This window comes from Legionella sp. ST3F1, from assembly GCF_048553315.1.
GTDB classification, from domain to species: Bacteria; Pseudomonadota; Gammaproteobacteria; order Legionellales; family Legionellaceae; genus Tatlockia; species Tatlockia donaldsonii.
In genome coordinates, this window is sequence record NZ_JBLZIO010000006.1 from 35,245 (window position 1) to 51,438 (window position 16,194).

The following is a 16,194-nucleotide window of genomic DNA, read 5'->3' on the forward strand; positions in this document are numbered from 1 at the left end:
TCAATTGAATTCAAGGATTGTTTACTGAAAGGAGAAAACAGTGTTGCATAGTCTGATTGTTCTGGCGGTGTTGAGTGGCGCTCTTTTATTACTGGCCAGGCAGGCTTCCCTTGCTGTATGGGCTATAAGTTATGCTTTGTTTGCCTTATTGCTTGTGCGCTATGGTTCCCCCGGTTTTGTAGCACAGTTCTTTCTATGGGCTGTTTTAGCAACATTTGTTCTTTGCGCAATCAAACCATTACGGAGGACCTTGTTATCTCGCCGTATATTTGCTGTCGTCAGTAAAGCAATGCCAGCCATGTCTTCCACTGAACGCGAGGCCTTAGAAGCTGGTACAGTGAGTTGGGAGGGGGATTTATTTAGCGGTTCACCTGATTTTGATGCCTTGCTTCGGGCACCAGTTGTTAAATTAACAGCGGAAGAACAGTCTTTTATCGATGGTCCGGTCAATGAATTATGCCGCATGATTGATGATTGGGATATTACCCATGTAAGAACAGATATGCCTCCTGAAATGTGGCAATTTATTAAAGACAAAGGTTTCCTGGGGATGATTATACCCAAAAATTTTGGTGGCCTTGATTTCTCTGCAACGGCACAGATGTCCATTTTAGCGAGAATCTATGGCCGTTCCGTGACTGTTGGCAGTACTATTTCAGTACCCAACTCATTAGGCCCTGCAGAACTATTATTGAAATATGGTACTCAGGAGCAAAAAGAATTTTATTTGCCACGTTTAGCAGACGGCCGGGAAATTCCCTGTTTTGCGTTGACAGGTCCAAATGCAGGTTCTGATGCTGCATCTATCCCCGACAAGGGTATCGTTTGCCGTCAGGAAGTTAATGGCCAAGAGGTGTTAGGCGTACGTTTAACCTGGAGTAAACGGTACATAACGCTTTGTCCGGTAGCAACGGTGATTGGTTTGGCATTCCGTCTCTTTGACCCAGATAATTTACTGGGTAAAGGAACTGATGTTGGTATTACTTGTGCCTTAATTCCTGCCACTACACCCGGCGTTATAAAAGGGCGTCGTCATTTCCCGTTAAACACCGGTTTCTTGAATGGACCGACACAGGGAAAAGATGTTTTTGTACCGATTGATTGCCTCATTGGCGGTGCTGAAATGGCTGGTGCTGGCTGGCGGATGTTAATGGAGTGTTTAAGTGCTGGCAGAGCGATTTCTTTGCCTTCAAGTGCTGCGGGCGGATCACAAGCGGGGGCATTGGTAAGTGGTGCCTACGCTAGAGTACGTAAGCAATTTAACCAGGCAATTGCTAATTTCGAAGGCATAGAAGAGCCGTTAGCCCGTATTGCTGCTAATACTTATCTTATTGATGCCGGGTTAACCATGACTGCAGCAGCGATAGATCATGGTGCTAAACCTTCCGTTGCTGGCGCTATCTTGAAATACAATACGACAGAAAGAGCGCGCCAATTAGTGATGGACGCCATGGATATTCATGGCGGAAAGGGGATTTGTCTTGGACCTAATAATTACCTCGGCCGTGGTTACCAAAATGCACCCATCAGTATTACCGTTGAAGGAGCCAATATTTTAACGCGTAGTCTCATTATCTTTGGACAGGGGGCTATTCGCTGTCATCCTTATGTATTTCGCGAATTGGAAAGTGTCCGGGAACACAATCTTGCTGCTTTTGATAGTGCTTTTTGGGGACATGCAGGATTTGTACTTGCTAATTTAACCAAATCGCTGATTTTTGCATTCACTGATGCGCGTTTTACTGCTACGCCAAGAAGTTCAGTAGCGCGGTATTATCAACTTGTACATCGCTACAGTACTAATTTAGCTTTCCTGGCTGATTTTTCGATGGTAGTGATGGGCGGTGAATTAAAGCGTAAAGAAAAAATTTCAGCGCGTTTAGGTGATGTACTTAGCAATTTATATTTAATTTCTGCGGTATTAAAGCGCTTTCATGATGATGGTGAGCCTGAGGCTGATATCCCTTTGGTGGAGTGGAGTTGTCAACAGTTACTTCATGAGTGTGAATTGGCAATTCACGGTGTAATAGCGAATTTCCCAGCGCGTTGGGCTCGTATTGTGTTGAAATTGTTGCTGCAACCTTTGGGCAGTCAACGGCACAGACCTTCTGACAAATTGGGGAAAAAATTGGCACACTTACTCACTGAACCCAATGAAGCGCGTACACGGTTAACCCGATTTGTATTTGTTGAGCCGCTGGATAATTGTCCTTTAGGACGTTTGGAAGAAACGTTCCATAAAATATGTGCTGTTGAAGAGCTTGAGAGAAAAGTTGGCAAGGCAGTTAAAGAAGGTACACTGACGTCATTAACCTTACTTGAACAAATTGATGAAGCTGAGCATGCCGGTATTTTGGATGTCAAGCAGGCAGCACAACTTAGAGAGGCTGAGCAAGCCAGACAGCAAATTATTGCGGTTGACGATTTCAGCGATGACGAATTGCGTCGACAGCCAATAGATAATCTATTTAATCAATCTAAGAAAAAAATCCCTACTCAGGATGGTTTAGCGACTGAAGTAGTTTGATTGGGTACTCATTGCCGTGCATCCCTCTCGTTTTTTGGGATGCCGCCTCCAGAATACCAGCGTATTTTATTTCAGGTCTTCCTCCTGCGGGGGGAAGCAACAAGCCTTAAAGAGTGACAATCTGCTCTCTGACTGCAAGCATTATACCGGTTAAAATTATAATACTTCCAATAAGTTGCTCGATTCCGGGTGCTATCCCTAAGATCAAATAAGAAAAGAAAATTGATGAGACGGGGACAAAGGATGCAGCGATAACATCATCCACTACTTTAATTCTTTGCATTCCTAAATAATTAAAGAGCATTCCCAGTGCCACAATGACATTGCCATAAAATAGCATCCACTTCCAGAGAAAGGGAGAGAAAAGATCAGCGAAATGGGACCACCCAAACATCATGACAGCAATTAAAAAGAAAAAAACAGCCCCTAGTCCCATCCGTAGAGTATTAAAAATTCCCCCAGGAAGTACTCTAATTGCATGAAAACTGATTAACGTGGAGAAGGTACTTGAGACAACGCCGAGTATCACATAAATTTCCCCAAGGTGAGGCGTGGATGCGAGTGATACTGGATTTTTGATAGAGAACCATTGTTGAAGTAAGACAATCGCAGCACTCCCTGTCATTGTAATTGCTGAAGCGATAACCAATCGAATGGTTGGTTTTTCGCGAAAAAAAAGCCATCCAGCAAACAAGGTCAAGGGGGGATGAAGGGTCGAAAGAAGGATAACATTAATTACGTTTGTATACATAATGCCAAAGAAGAAAAAAGTTGGTGTAAAAAAACCAATCAGAAGGGCGCTTACAAGAATCCAAAGCCATTCTATGCTTGTCAATTTTTTGAAATTAAATGCTTTAAAATTTTTATACTGCAGGATGAAGAGTGTTATTGCACCAATTAAACTTCCTGCAAATAATAAATTACAAAATGAGATCGGGTTATGGCCATGTATTGTATTATTTTGACCAAGCTGAATAAGTTTGGCAATTACTGGTTCATCAGCACTGAAGATTATATAGCTGATAGCTATATAAATTATTCCCTTAGTCCTGGCAGTAACAGCCATCCTTTTACTCTACAAATATAATTAAATAAATTAAAGGATATCTGAAAAAACTGTATGAACCTAGCAAGAATCCGTCGAAAGTAGAAAACGTTGCTGCTTTCGTAATTATTAATATTCACCTTAGTCAAAGAGTTATCACAATTTCATTATTCAGGATTAGGAAGGGAGAATTGAGGAACTATTCGTGCCCCTTACTGATTAAAGGAGCAGACCATGAACGTTGTCCCAGGAAAGGGGGAAATAAGCAGCCAGTCAAAGAATAGTCTAAGCGTTTTCTACGGCCTCATCCGGCATAGTAACGTTTAATTCTAGCACTGAATTATCACCCATACGTTCCAAATTCACACTGACTTGATCCCGGTTGATACGAATATATTTGGCAATGACTGCCAGAATTTCTTCCTGTAGTTTGGGCAAATAATCAGGTGTATTACGCTGAGAACGCTCATGCGAAATGATAATTTGCAGACGCTCTTTGGCGACCGAAGCAGTACTGTTACGTTTTCTCAGATAGTTAAATAGGCTCATGCTGGTACGTCCTCCTTGTTTTTACCGAACAAGCGGCGCAATAGGCCTTTCCGCTCATTTTGAACAAAACGCATAGGTCTGGTTTCCCCCAGAAAGCGGGCTATGGCATCCTGGTAGGCAAGACCAGCGTCACTGGCTTCATCAAGAATAACCGGTGTACCCGTATTAGAGGCTTTGAGAACAGCTTTTGATTCAGGAATAACACCAATGAGAGGAATCGCGAGAATCTCTTTAACGTCATCAACAGATAACATATCACCTTTTTCGACACGCTCAGGATCATAACGAGTCAACAACAAATGTTCCTGAATTGGTGTGCTATTTTCAACTGCACGTTTGGTTTTACTGGCTAAAATACCCAAAATTCGATCGGAGTCACGTACCGATGATACTTCAGGATTTGTCACAACGATGGCATGATCAGCAAAATACATTGCCATATGAGCGCCTGTTTCGATACCCGCTGGAGAATCACAAAGGATATAATCAAATTCCTTGGCCAAATCGTTTAAAACTTTTTCAACACCTTCCAGTGTTAATGCGTCTTTATCGCGAGTTTGTGATGCGGGCAAAATAGATAAATGCGGTAGACGCTTATCTTTTATCAATGCCTGGTTCAGACTTGCTTCACCATTAATAACATTAATAAAATCATAGACAACACGTCGTTCGCAGCCCATGATAATATCAAGATTTCGCAATCCTATATCAAAATCGATAACTACTGTTTTATGGCCTCGCATGGCAAGACCGGAAGACAAAGCTGCGGAAGTAGTCGTTTTACCTACACCACCTTTACCTGATGTGACAACAATAATTTTAGCCAACGCTGAACCCTTCCTGTTAGTCGACCAGTTAAATAATTTAGCCCAGTTTACACGTTATTGATTGTTCAGTTCAAGCTCAATGATGGCTTAGAGAAAATTAATTTATACAAACAGTCAGGACGGGTTTGAAAGTGTCATGTTCGAGATAAGCTAAATTAAACTCTATCCTTGTTTATAAAGGAAATTGAGTTAGGGATAATAGACTTGTACCAATCATGTACAAGCGAGTTGGCTGCTTTTCATTCATGAGACAAGGCAGCCATTCTTAATCTTTTAAGCTGCTAACTAGATACTCTTGAATCAGCTATTAATACCAACCATTAGAGCCACAACAAGTTGATGTATATTCACAGGGGCAACTGGTTGTACAGCTGAAAGTACCGCATCCACAGCCAGATAGTAAAGCAAATGAGGCGACTACCGCTACTAGGATTAACATTTTTTTCATGATGCGTCCTTGCTAGTTTGGATATAAGTAAGTATAAGCATTGTTTTTATATTTAACAAATTGCTCTTTTTGTTGATATATACCGTGAATTGGCCCATTATTTTATGGGCAGTTATTTATCATTTTCCAGAATGCTTGTATAATGTCCGGTTAATTTAATTGTTGGAGTGTGGTATGTCTCTTTCTATTGCGCAACAAGCACTGACTTTCGATGATGTATTATTGATTCCCGCCCACTCAACAGTTCTGCCAAAAGAGGTTGCTCTCAAAACCTTCCTTACTCGCGAAATTGAATTAAATATCCCTCTAATATCAGCTGCTATGGATACTGTGACGGAAGCCCGATTGGCGATTGCTATCGCCCAGGAAGGGGGGATAGGGATTATTCACAAAAATATGAGTATTGCTGATCAGGCCGAGGAAGTACGGAAAGTAAAGAAATTTGAAAGCGGGATGGTCAAGGATCCCGTCTCCGTCACACCTTCAGTGACGGTTGGTGAATTGCTAGAGGTAATGACCAAGCATAATTTTTCCGGCGTTCCTGTTGTAGAGGGCGATTTATTGGTGGGGATTGTCACTTCGAGAGATATTCGATTTGAAACTAATTTGGGTTTACCAGTATCGGCCGTCATGACACCACGCGAGCGTCTAGTCACAGTGAAAGAGGGCGCTGGACGTGAGGAAGTACGCACTTTGTTGCACAAACACCGAATTGAGAAACTACTGGTTGTCAATGATGCGTTTAATTTACGTGGCCTGATTACCGTAAAAGATATTCAAAAGGCAAAAGAGAATCCTTTTGCTTGCAAAGATAGTTCCGAACAATTGCGGGTAGGGGCTGCTGTGGGTGTTGGTGAAGGGACGGATGATCGGGTGGCTGCCCTGGTTGACGCAGGGGTTGATGTTCTTATTGTTGATACAGCCCATGGGCATTCCCAAGGTGTTTTAAATCGTGTGAAATGGATAAAGAAGCATTTTCCCCAGGTTCAGGTTATTGGTGGAAATATAGCTACTGCCTCTGCTGCTCTTGATCTGGTTGCTGCTGGTGTGGATGCGGTTAAAGTGGGAATTGGTCCTGGGTCTATATGCACTACCCGGATTGTTACAGGAGTTGGTGTGCCACAAATTACTGCTATAGCGAATGTTGCAGCAGGACTTAAAGGAAAAGTGCCGCTTATAGCAGACGGTGGTATCCGCTTTTCCGGTGATATCTGTAAAGCCTTGGCAGCCGGTGCTTACACTGTAATGTTGGGAGGAATGTTTGCTGGTACAGAAGAATCTCCTGGTGAGATTGAGCTTTATCAAGGCCGTACTTATAAAAATTATCGTGGTATGGGATCTATCGGGGCTATGGCTCAGGCACAGGGATCAAGTGATCGCTATTTCCAGGATATTAGCCAAGGGGCTGAAAAATTGGTACCTGAAGGTATTGAAGGACGCGTTGCTTATAAAGGTCCTGTACAAACCATTATTCATCAAATGATCGGTGGGTTACGTTCATGCATGGGGTATACAGGTTGCAACACAATTGCTGAGTTGCATGAAAAAGCTGAATTTGTTCAAGTGACAAATGCGGGTATGCGTGAGTCACATGTACATGATGTAAGCATTACTAAACAGGCACCTAATTATCAGGTTGATAATTGATTATGATGAAAAATATAAAAAAGCGTCCGCTGGTTATTCTTGATTTTGGTTCTCAGTATACGCAGTTGATAGCACGACGTGTGCGTGAAATAGGTGTGTATTGTGAAATTCATCCTTTCGATGTTGAAAAGAGTACACTGCAGGCTTTGGAGCCTTGCGGTATTATTCTTTCTGGCGGTCCTTCTACAGTGACTCTTCATACGAACCCGCGAGCCCCTGACTGGTTATTTACGTCCGGGTTACCCTTGTTGGGTATTTGTTACGGCATGCAAACAATGGCAGTGCAACTAGGTGGCGAAGTGCAATCTTCGACTATTCGTGAGTTTGGTTACGCTGAATTGCGCCTGCATGGGCATAGCCAATTACTGGATAATATTGAAGATCGAGCGGCCTCAGAAGGTGATGCTTTGTTGGATGTTTGGATGAGTCATGGGGACAAGGTGACTGTTATTCCTCCGGGTTTTAAAGTTATTTGTGAAACACGGAATGCACCAATTGCTGGTATGGCGAATGAAGAAAAGCATTGGTATGGTTTGCAATTTCATCCTGAAGTGACACACACTTTGCAAGGCTTGCGTATTTTGCAGCGTTTTGTAGTCGATATTTGTAAGGCTGAAACCAATTGGACCGCTGATAATATTATTGAGCAAGCCATAACGACTGTGCGGCAACAAGTTGGTGATCAGCACGTTTTATTAGGGCTTTCCGGCGGTGTGGATTCATCGGTAGTTGCTGCTTTATTGCATCGAGCTATCGGCAAGCAATTAGTCTGTGTTTTTGTTGATACTGGCTTGCTACGATTAAATGAAGCCGAGCAAGTTATGGCTATGTTTGGCCAACATATGGGAATACGGGTTATTGCTGTCAATGCAGAAAAAAGATTTTTAAAAGCCTTAGAGGGAGTTGATTGTCCTGAGAAAAAACGAAAAATTATTGGGCATACTTTTATTGAAGTTTTTGATGAAGAGGCACAACGTATACCTGAAGTGAAGTGGTTAGCTCAAGGCACTATTTATCCTGATGTTATTGAATCAGCTGCCACAAAAACGAATGGTGCAGCGGTCGTGATTAAGTCTCATCATAATGTGGGTGGGTTACCAGAAACGTTAAATTTACAGTTATTGGAACCGATCCGCGAATTGTTTAAAGATGAAGTGCGCAAAATTGGGTTGGAATTAGGGTTACCCTACGAAATGGTTTACCGCCATCCATTTCCTGGACCTGGACTTGGCGTTCGAATTTTAGGTCAAGTTAAAAAAGAGTATGCGGATATTTTACGCCAGGCGGATGCTATATACCTTGAAGAGTTACATGCTGCTGATTTATACCACAAAGTCAGTCAAGCTTTTGCCGTCTTTTTACCAGTGAAAAGCGTTGGTGTGATGGGGGATGGTCGTCGCTATGATTATGTGATTTGTTTGCGCGCTGTTGAAACCATTGATTTCATGACTGCGCACTGGGCTCAATTACCTTGGGATTTTTTAGCGCAGGTATCCAACCGTATTATCAATGAAGTTGTTGGTGTGTCACGGGTAACTTATGACATTTCTGGTAAACCACCCGCGACGATTGAATGGGAATAAATGATGCCTTTTGGATGGCGCAGGCCTATGAGTTTGCGCTTAAAGCCAAAGAGCAGGGTGAGGTCCCTGTCGGAGCAGTTTTAGTTGCTGACGATAATGTTACTTTGTTAGGACAAGGATGGAATCAGGTCATTCAAACGAATGATCCTTGCGCTCACGCCGAGTTAATGGCTATTCGGGCCGCAGCAACGCATCTTCATAACTACCGACTCTTAAACACGACGCTCTATGTTACCCTGGAACCTTGTTCTATGTGTGCTGGTGCTTTGATTCATGCCCGTATTGCGCGTCTGGTCTTTGCCACGCGTGATTTTAAGGCCGGCGCAGCAGGTTCCGTTTATAATTTATTACAAGGGTACCCACTGAATCATCAGGTTCAAATTGATGAAGGGATTATGCAACAACCTTGTGCCACGCTATTGGCTGATTTTTTCAAAAACCGTCGTTAGTTAGAGCCGCCATCAGTATTTGTTTAAGTAAGTCTTTTTCTTCTTTATTCAAGGGATGGCCTGTCTCACTGGATATAAAGAACATATCTTCTGCTCGTTCACCTGCAGTAGCAATTTTTGCATTGTGCAAATAGATACGTAGTTTTAGGAATACGCGACTGATATTGGCTAATAGACCAGGCCGATCAGCGGTGACTAAAAATAAACGTGTTTGTTGATGTTGATTATCGTCACTAAAGGTAATTTGTGGTTTTAGATTAAAATGGGCTTGTGTGCGCGAAATCCTGCGGTGAGAGATAGTAGGGAGTTGGGTTTTATCAGCTAATTGACGCATTAATGCTTGTTGAATATCGGCAGTTCTGCGTTCATCGAAAAAAGCTTGATGATGTTCATCAAGAATAATGTAAGTATCGAGATCGTAATTATTTTCGCAAGTTAAAATAGCCGCTTCCTGAATCGTTGCATAATGATTGCTTAGTACGGTTGTCGTGATAGTAAAGCGGTCATCGCGATGTGGCATATAGATGAATACTTCCGTTCCCCCTTCGCTATGATGCGGCATAATAAGTACAAGAGGAAATTGCTGGCAGTTAAGAATAGCGACAGTGTGTCTGGCGATAACCTCGGGTGGTTCATGGAGAAAATACCTGCCTTTAAAATGGGACCATAATTCTTCAATCGCTGCCGATGAGACAGCTTCGCTTACCAAAATAGCAAGGGCTTCTTGCTTGCGTTGGTTGATAAGAACCGTTTCATCCAGCAGGGCTTGCTCTTGTTGCATGGCTTGATGGGCTGCCCAGTATAATTCTCGCAATAAAGAATCTTTCCAGGCATTCCACAGTTTTTGGTTAGTGGCGCAGATATCGGCTACAGTGAGGAGATAAAGGTATTCAAGATAATCTGCTTTGGGGAGGCAACTACAAAACTGGCGAATGGTTTTCGGATCATAAATATCCTGTCGTTGTGCTGTTTGTGACATTAATAAATGATTGCGTACTAACCAAACGAGTAAGTCTTTATCTTCCTCACTTAATTTATGGCGTAGAGCAAATTGCTGCGCTTCTTCGGCTCCTAATTCGGAGTGATCACCGCCACGTCCTTTGGCAATATCATGAAAGAGGGCAGATAAATATAAAATACCACGTTTTTTAATCGTAGCCATTAATTGTGCGGCTAGAGGAAATTGTTTGTTATAGTCGATTTTCAGAAAACGCGCTAAATTTCGAATGACGAAAAGCGTATGTTGATCAACAGTATAGATGTGGAATAAATCATATTGCATCTGTCCCGTTACTGCAGCAAAACAATCCAGATAATGCCCCAGGATCCCATATCGATTCATGTGATGTAACGCTTCATAAGGATTTTGTGCCGTATTAAAAATGGCAATAAAACATTGCGTCGCTGCTTTGGAAGAGCGAAATTGTTTATTCATTAAATAAAGATGTTGGCGAATTAGCCGAATAGTGCTTGCTCGAACACCCTCAATGTCAGGGCGTTTGGCCATCCATAAGAATAATTCAAGTAAGGCTTGGGGTTTTTGGGCAAAGACTTTAGGGTGTCTTACTTCAATATGGTTGTTTGAGAGTTGAAAAGCGCTGTCTAAACGAGTAATTAGTTGTTTTTGATGATGGACAATTGCTTCAGAAAACCATTGTACCAACATTTCATTAAGCTCACGGTTACGCTTTATAATTTTGAAATAGGCTTTCATAAATTGTTCAATGGCTAGTGAGCTTGTATTGTCCTTGAAGCCAAAAAGCGTTGCTAATTTAACTTGATAATCAAATAGTAAGCGCTCTTCACGTTTTTCAGCCATCATATGCAAAGCGAAACGGACCCGCCATAAAAAATGTTGACAGTAGATTAGTTCTTCGTATTCTTTATCGGTAATAAAACCACTATTAATCCCATCTGCCAATTTCTTGATGCCAAAATGGCGTTTGCCAATACTTAATAAAGTATGTAAATCACGTAAGCCACCCGAACCATATTTGACATTGGGCTCCAGGTTATAGGCCGTTTCACCGTATTTCGCATAACGCTGTTGCTGCTCTTGTTGTTTGGAAAAAAAATAGTCGTGGCTTGACCACATATGTAGAGGATGGGTTTGATAGAGTAATTCTTCCATCAATGCACCACGGCCGCAAATTAAGTACATATCAAGAATACTGGATATCACACTTAAATCTTTACTGGCTAGTTCAGCACAAGCTGCGACAGTAGTTATCTGATGGCTAATATCCAAACCAACATCCCAGCAATCCTGAATGAACGCCTGGGCACGTTGTGAATGGGTTTTGGTAATTTTTTCCGTATGAAGTAACAGGAAATCAACATCAGAATACAGTTGTAACTCACGACGTCCATAACTGCCTAAAGCCAAAAGACAAAATTTATTACCAAGGTGCAAGCGGTTTTTTTGGAAAAGAGTAAAAAGAACTTTATCAATAAAGGTGACTAATTTGCGTGTGATGGTACTAATACTTCCTTTTTGGCAAAATTCCTCACACAGTTCATCCTTGAACTGTTTGATGGATTGTTTTAAAAGGCGATTATCGTTCTTCATTACGTAAAGTGAGAATTTCAACCCCGTCGTCAGTAACTAGCAAGGTATGCTCCCATTGGGCAGATAAGCTGTGATCTTTGGTAACCACAGTCCAGTTATCAGGTAGCAATCGAGTATGATGTTTCCCAATATTCACCATCGGCTCAATAGTAAATGTCATTCCTGGGCGTAAAATTTCCCCAGTTCCTGGTGTACCATAGTGGAGAACCTGTGGGTCTTCATGAAAAATGCGCCCAATACCATGCCCGCAGTATTCTCGAACGACTGAGCAGCGATTTTTTTCAGCGTGTTGTTGAATCGCATGGCCAATATCACCCAGACGGGCGCCGGGTTTTACCATGTTAATACCAATAAACAGGCACTCATGAGCAACAGCAACGACATGCTTGGCTTTGACGGAAGGATTACCAATAAAAAACATTTTACTGGTGTCACCGTGATAACCATCTTTAATAACAGTAATATCGATATTGATAATATCACCGTCTTTTAGCGCCTTTTTGCCAGGGATGCCATGACAGACCACATGGTTAATTGAAGTACAAATTGATTTTGGAAATCCATTATAATTCAATGGTGCAGGAATGGCTTTCTGCTCATTGACAATATAATCATGACAGATTGAGTTGAGTTCATCAGTAGTAATTCCTTCCTGCACGTGCGGCCCTATCATTTCCAATACTTCACCGGCCAGTTTGCCAGCCACGCGCATTTTTTCAATTTCCTCAGGAGTCTTAATTGTTACTGCCATTGTTTAATCCGCAAAAAATTTAATAGTAGCATAAGCTTATCTTTATCAACACTCACCGCAGCGAATTTCGAAAGAGGCCTATTTAATTATAAAGGGAAAATTAAGATTGGCGATCCATTTTTCTGGGGATGAATGGATTAACCATTTTGAACAGAAACGGATTCACTACAATAGAAATAAAGGCACCGACAAGGATCAGGTCTTTGGCCTGCTGTGAAAGGATCCCCAGTTTGTAACCCAATTCAGCAAGAATAAATGAAAATTCACCAATTTGGGCGAGGCTTACTGAAATGGTAAGGGCCGTATAAAAAGGATAACGAAACAAAATAACAATGACAAAGGCGGCAATCGATTTCCCTAAAATAATTATCAAGGCAGTTATAAGCACCAGAAAGGGGTGTTCAACTAAAATGTCAGGGCGTAATAACATGCCTACCGACACAAAAAACAAGACAGCAAAGGCATCGCGTAAAGGGAGTGTTTCCTGTGCGGCGCGATGGCTTAAGGTGGATTCACCAAGAAACATACCGGCAAAAAAAGCACCTAAGGCAAAAGAAACGCCGAATAATTTAGCAGCCGCAAAGGCAACTACCAAGGCTACAGAAAGCACAGCCAAGCGAAATAGTTCGTTTGACCCTTTTCGGGCAACCCCGTGTAACAAACGAGGGATATAGCGCTGACCAAAAATTAACATAAGCACAATAAAGCTGGCTGCTTTAAGTAAAGTTATTAAGAAGGCCATTGCTATTTCATGGTTAAAGTAAGATGACGGGCTAGCGCCTGTCTCATAACTGGATAGCGCAGCCATCGGCGGGATAAACACAAGGATAATTACAACGGCCAGGTCTTCAACAATTAACCAACCGACGGCTATGCGTCCATAAATTGTTTTCAGCAAATTCCATTCTTCTAAAGCTCGCAATAACACCACAGTACTTGCAACGGATAAGGCTAGACCAAACACGAATCCTGCTACGAGCGGCCATCCCAGGAGGCAAGAAAATGCAGTTCCTAATAACGTTGCAATGACCATTTGTACAATGGCGCCAGGAATAGCTATTTTTTTGACGGATTGGAGATCTTTGACAGAAAAATGAAGTCCAACTCCAAACATCAGGAGAATAACGCCAATTTCAGCGAGCTCTGAAGCAAGCGCATAATTGGCAGTATAGCCAGGCGTTGATGGACCAATAGCAACACCTGCCAGAAGATAACCAACAATAGGAGAGATACGTAAACGATAAGCCACATAACCAAATAAAAAAGCTAAACCAAAACCAGAGACTAAAATAGTAATGAGAGGGATATGAGAGTCAAGCATAGTTTTTCCACCACACACTGTAATATGCAGTATAAAACACCCCCGCGACGCGGGGGTATATCAACTTAGTGACAATTTTTAAAAAGTTGTTTGCGTTTTTCCATTTGTTGTTTCATTAACGATTGAAATTGGGTTTTTTGCTCCGCAGTAAGGACATTGTACATTTGGTTTCTAGCTTTAATTTTAGCTTTTATTCCCTTACCGAGAAGTTCTATTTTTTTATCAACCAAACTATCCAGTTGGGCTTCATCGACCTTGTCAGACTGCATGAGGGTGTGGATTTGTCCACGAATATCGTCGAGCTGAGCCCAGGTATCTTTCGTGTCTGATTTGAGTTGATCTTTGATTGCTTTTATTTTCGCTTGTTGATCCGCATTAAGATTCAAAGCCTTAAGAATTTTCCCCATGCCGCCAACACAGCAATTACAGCCTTGCGTTATTTGTGTTGAGGTAGAAGCCAGTAAGGTTTGAGCCGCAAATAATGAAAAGGCCAACGTTACTGCAGTTAATATTCTTCTAGTCATGATACTATCCTTAGCTAATTTTTATGAGTTACAGCAAGCAGTATAGACGTAGCCGATTATTTTTGCGTGTTTCTCGCTAAAATTAATTATTAAATAAAGTCAATTACATTTGCTGATAACCCCAGCTTGTGGTATAAATATCGCGCTTTTAACGACACACACGTTTCGTCACATACGGTTGGGTCCCAATGCAAGGGTACCGTATGGGGGGCGTGGAGGCCTAACCCTGGAGATTTATTAATGAATGTTAGTATGCGTGAATTACTCGAAGCGGGCGCTCACTTTGGGCATAGAACCCGTTTTTGGAACCCTAAAATGGCGGAATTCATTTTTGGTTCGCGAAACAAGATCCATATCATCAACCTGGAAAAAACGCTGCCAATGCTAAATGATGTTACCAACTATGTTGGTCGTTTAGCTTCGAATAAAGCCAAAATTCTGTTTGTGGGCACTAAAAGAGCGGCTCAAGACAGTATTCGTGAGCATGCAAAGCGTTGTGGGATGCCTTATGTTGATCACCGTTGGTTGGGTGGTATGTTGACTAACTACAAAACAGTTCGTCAATCCATTTTCCGCTTGAAAGAGTTGAAAGAAATGCGTGATAAGGGCATCTTTGAATCAATGATCAAGAAAGAAGCCTTGATGCTAACCAGAGAGCTTGAAAAATTAGAGCGTGGCTTAGGCGGTATCGAAGATATGGGTGGATTGCCTGACGCGTTGTTTGTTGTTGACGTTGGTTTTGAGCACATTGCTGTTGAAGAAGCTCGACGTTTAAAAATTCCTGTTATCGGTATTGTTGATACTAATAACTCCCCTGATAACATCGATTACGTTATTCCCGGTAATGATGATTCTATGCGAGCAGTGGATATCTATGTTCGTTGTATTGCAGATGCCATCCTCGATGCTAAGCGTGGTAACACAGTTGGTGGTGTACCCTCCGATGCTGAGTTTGTGGAGATTGCTGTTGCTGATAAAGAATCAGACAAAGCGGATGAGTAATTAATTTTGAATATAAAGGGGGGCGTTGCGTCGTTAACGTGCCCCCTTTTTGCTATGTGGAGGATTGAAATATGTCGATTAGTGCTGCATTAGTCATGCAATTACGTGAGCGTACTGGCGCTGGAATGATGGAATGCAAGAAATTCTTGATTGCTACTAACGGTGATATTGAACTGGCAATTTCTGAAATGCGTAAAGCTGGACAGGCTAAAGCGGATAAGAAAGCAGATAGGGTTGCCGCAGAAGGGGTTATCGTTGTTGCTCGAGCAGCTGATGGCCGCTCTGCTGTTATGTTAGAAATTAATAGTGAAACTGACTTCGTAGCCCGTGATGAGAATTTCACTGGGTTTGCTGGTAAAGTTGCGGAAACAGCATTAAGAAGCGCAGCCAACGACGTGACTGTTTTAGCAAATGAAACTTTAATCAGTGCTAATAATACGATTGAACAAGCACGACAAGAACTCGTTGCTAAAATCGGTGAGAATATCAAGTTGCGCCGCATGGAGAGAATGCAGTGTGATGGCGTTATTGGTTTCTACCTCCATGGTACTCGCATTGGTGTTATGGTTGCTCTTAAGAATGGTGATGAAGCGCTTGCAAAAGATATTGCTATGCATATTGCTGCTAGCCGTCCGCTGGTAGTTAATCGTGATCAGGTTCCTGCAGAAGCGATCGAAAATGAGCGTGATATTTTCACAGCACAAGCACGCGAGAGTGGTAAGCCACAAGACATCATTGACAAAATGATTGAAGGGCGTATCAACAAGTTTATTGATGAAGTCAGTCTCTTAGGTCAGCCTTTTGTGAAGGATCCCAACAAGAAAGTGGGGCAATTACTAAAAGAAAAAAATGCTGAAGTAATCTCTTTCATTCGCTTCGAAGTAGGTGAAGGTATCGAGAAGAAAGAAGATAATTTCGTAGAAGAAGTAATGGCTCAGGTTCGTGATTAATT

13 protein-coding genes are annotated in these 16,194 nt (G+C 42.0%); 6 read left to right on the top strand and 7 right to left on the bottom strand.

Translation table 11 applies throughout. From position 1 onward, the window contains the following. Positions 1-43: 43 nt before the first annotated feature. The gene (locus tag ACN4Z1_RS05905; protein ID WP_255673220.1) at positions 44-2,527 is read left to right on the top strand and encodes an acyl-CoA dehydrogenase; all 2,484 of its coding nucleotides are present in this window, start codon (positions 44-46) and stop codon (positions 2,525-2,527) included. Positions 2,528-2,633: 106 nt separating this feature from the next. Here ACN4Z1_RS05905 and ACN4Z1_RS05910 read toward each other — a convergent pair whose 3' ends face one another. From ACN4Z1_RS05910 to minD, 3 genes are all read right to left on the bottom strand, one after another. Continuing rightward, positions 2,634-3,593 (bottom strand): DMT family transporter, encoded by a 960-nt coding sequence (locus tag ACN4Z1_RS05910; RefSeq protein WP_228364199.1) that lies wholly within the window; start codon positions 3,591-3,593, stop codon positions 2,634-2,636. A gap of 264 nt (positions 3,594-3,857) precedes the next feature. Continuing rightward, positions 3,858-4,121, bottom strand: coding sequence for a cell division topological specificity factor MinE (minE, locus tag ACN4Z1_RS05915; RefSeq protein ID WP_115221086.1), 264 nt, complete (start codon positions 4,119-4,121; stop codon positions 3,858-3,860). Then, positions 4,118-4,948, bottom strand: coding sequence for a septum site-determining protein MinD (minD, locus tag ACN4Z1_RS05920; protein ID WP_228364198.1), 831 nt, complete (start codon positions 4,946-4,948; stop codon positions 4,118-4,120). The genes minE and minD overlap by 4 nt, the downstream gene beginning before the upstream one ends. A 622-nt stretch (positions 4,949-5,570) precedes the next feature. Here minD and guaB point away from each other — a divergent pair. Genes guaB through tadA form a run of 3 tightly spaced genes read left to right on the top strand, consistent with a single transcriptional unit; the run spans position 5,571 to position 9,075 of the window. Further along, positions 5,571-7,043 carry an IMP dehydrogenase gene (gene guaB, locus ACN4Z1_RS05925; RefSeq protein WP_115221088.1) on the top strand — a complete coding sequence of 491 codons (1,473 nt, stop codon included), beginning with the start codon at positions 5,571-5,573 and terminating at the stop codon, positions 7,041-7,043. A 2-nt stretch (positions 7,044-7,045) separates the two neighbouring features. Continuing rightward, entirely contained in the window at positions 7,046-8,626 is a 1,581-nt protein-coding gene (gene guaA / locus ACN4Z1_RS05930; protein WP_370634593.1) for a glutamine-hydrolyzing GMP synthase, read from the top strand. Next, complete coding sequence (gene tadA / locus ACN4Z1_RS05935; RefSeq protein WP_228364197.1) at positions 8,617-9,075, top strand: tRNA adenosine(34) deaminase TadA; 459 nt, start codon at positions 8,617-8,619, stop codon at positions 9,073-9,075. The genes guaA and tadA overlap by 10 nt, the downstream gene beginning before the upstream one ends. Here tadA and glnD read toward each other — a convergent pair. The 4 genes from glnD to ACN4Z1_RS05955 all read right to left on the bottom strand — a co-directional run bounded on the left by glnD (position 9,059) and on the right by ACN4Z1_RS05955 (position 14,240). Next, on the bottom strand, positions 9,059-11,644 hold the full coding sequence (glnD, locus tag ACN4Z1_RS05940) for a [protein-PII] uridylyltransferase (RefSeq protein ID WP_228364196.1): 2,586 nt from the start codon (positions 11,642-11,644) through the stop codon (positions 9,059-9,061). The genes tadA and glnD overlap by 17 nt on opposite strands. After that, the gene (gene map, locus ACN4Z1_RS05945; RefSeq protein ID WP_228364195.1) at positions 11,631-12,395 is read right to left on the bottom strand and encodes a type I methionyl aminopeptidase; all 765 of its coding nucleotides are present in this window, start codon (positions 12,393-12,395) and stop codon (positions 11,631-11,633) included. The genes glnD and map overlap by 14 nt, the downstream gene beginning before the upstream one ends. Before the next feature lie 100 nt (positions 12,396-12,495). After that, the gene (locus tag ACN4Z1_RS05950; RefSeq protein WP_115221091.1) at positions 12,496-13,716 is read right to left on the bottom strand and encodes a cation:proton antiporter; all 1,221 of its coding nucleotides are present in this window, start codon (positions 13,714-13,716) and stop codon (positions 12,496-12,498) included. Positions 13,717-13,781: 65 nt separating this feature from the next. Beyond that, on the bottom strand, positions 13,782-14,240 hold the full coding sequence (locus ACN4Z1_RS05955) for a Spy/CpxP family protein refolding chaperone (RefSeq protein ID WP_228364194.1): 459 nt from the start codon (positions 14,238-14,240) through the stop codon (positions 13,782-13,784). Between the two features lie 240 nt (positions 14,241-14,480). Between ACN4Z1_RS05955 and rpsB the strand changes: the two genes are divergently transcribed. Next, the gene (gene rpsB, locus ACN4Z1_RS05960) at positions 14,481-15,242 is read left to right on the top strand and encodes a 30S ribosomal protein S2 (protein ID WP_058444430.1); all 762 of its coding nucleotides are present in this window, start codon (positions 14,481-14,483) and stop codon (positions 15,240-15,242) included. A gap of 71 nt (positions 15,243-15,313) precedes the next feature. Next, positions 15,314-16,192 (top strand): translation elongation factor Ts, encoded by an 879-nt coding sequence (tsf, locus tag ACN4Z1_RS05965; protein ID WP_228364193.1) that lies wholly within the window; start codon positions 15,314-15,316, stop codon positions 16,190-16,192. Positions 16,193-16,194 lie beyond the last annotated feature (2 nt).

Bases quoted from the DNA above. Each gene is read 5' to 3' on its own strand.
- ACN4Z1_RS05910 (WP_228364199.1), bottom strand. From the start codon at position 3,593: ATGGCTGTTACTGCCAGGACTAAGGGAATAATTTATATAGCTATCAGC.
- minE (WP_115221086.1), bottom strand. From the start codon at position 4,121: ATGAGCCTATTTAACTATCTGAGAAAACGTAACAGTACTGCTTCGGTC.
- guaB (WP_115221088.1), top strand. From the start codon at position 5,571: ATGTCTCTTTCTATTGCGCAACAAGCACTGACTTTCGATGATGTATTA.
- guaA (WP_370634593.1), top strand. From the start codon at position 7,046: ATGATGAAAAATATAAAAAAGCGTCCGCTGGTTATTCTTGATTTTGGT.
- tadA (WP_228364197.1), top strand. From the start codon at position 8,617: ATGGGAATAAATGATGCCTTTTGGATGGCGCAGGCCTATGAGTTTGCG.
- glnD (WP_228364196.1), bottom strand. From the start codon at position 11,644: ATGAAGAACGATAATCGCCTTTTAAAACAATCCATCAAACAGTTCAAG.
- map (WP_228364195.1), bottom strand. From the start codon at position 12,395: ATGGCAGTAACAATTAAGACTCCTGAGGAAATTGAAAAAATGCGCGTG.
- ACN4Z1_RS05950 (WP_115221091.1), bottom strand. From the start codon at position 13,716: ATGCTTGACTCTCATATCCCTCTCATTACTATTTTAGTCTCTGGTTTT.
- ACN4Z1_RS05955 (WP_228364194.1), bottom strand. From the start codon at position 14,240: ATGACTAGAAGAATATTAACTGCAGTAACGTTGGCCTTTTCATTATTT.
- rpsB (WP_058444430.1), top strand. From the start codon at position 14,481: ATGAATGTTAGTATGCGTGAATTACTCGAAGCGGGCGCTCACTTTGGG.
- tsf (WP_228364193.1), top strand. From the start codon at position 15,314: ATGTCGATTAGTGCTGCATTAGTCATGCAATTACGTGAGCGTACTGGC.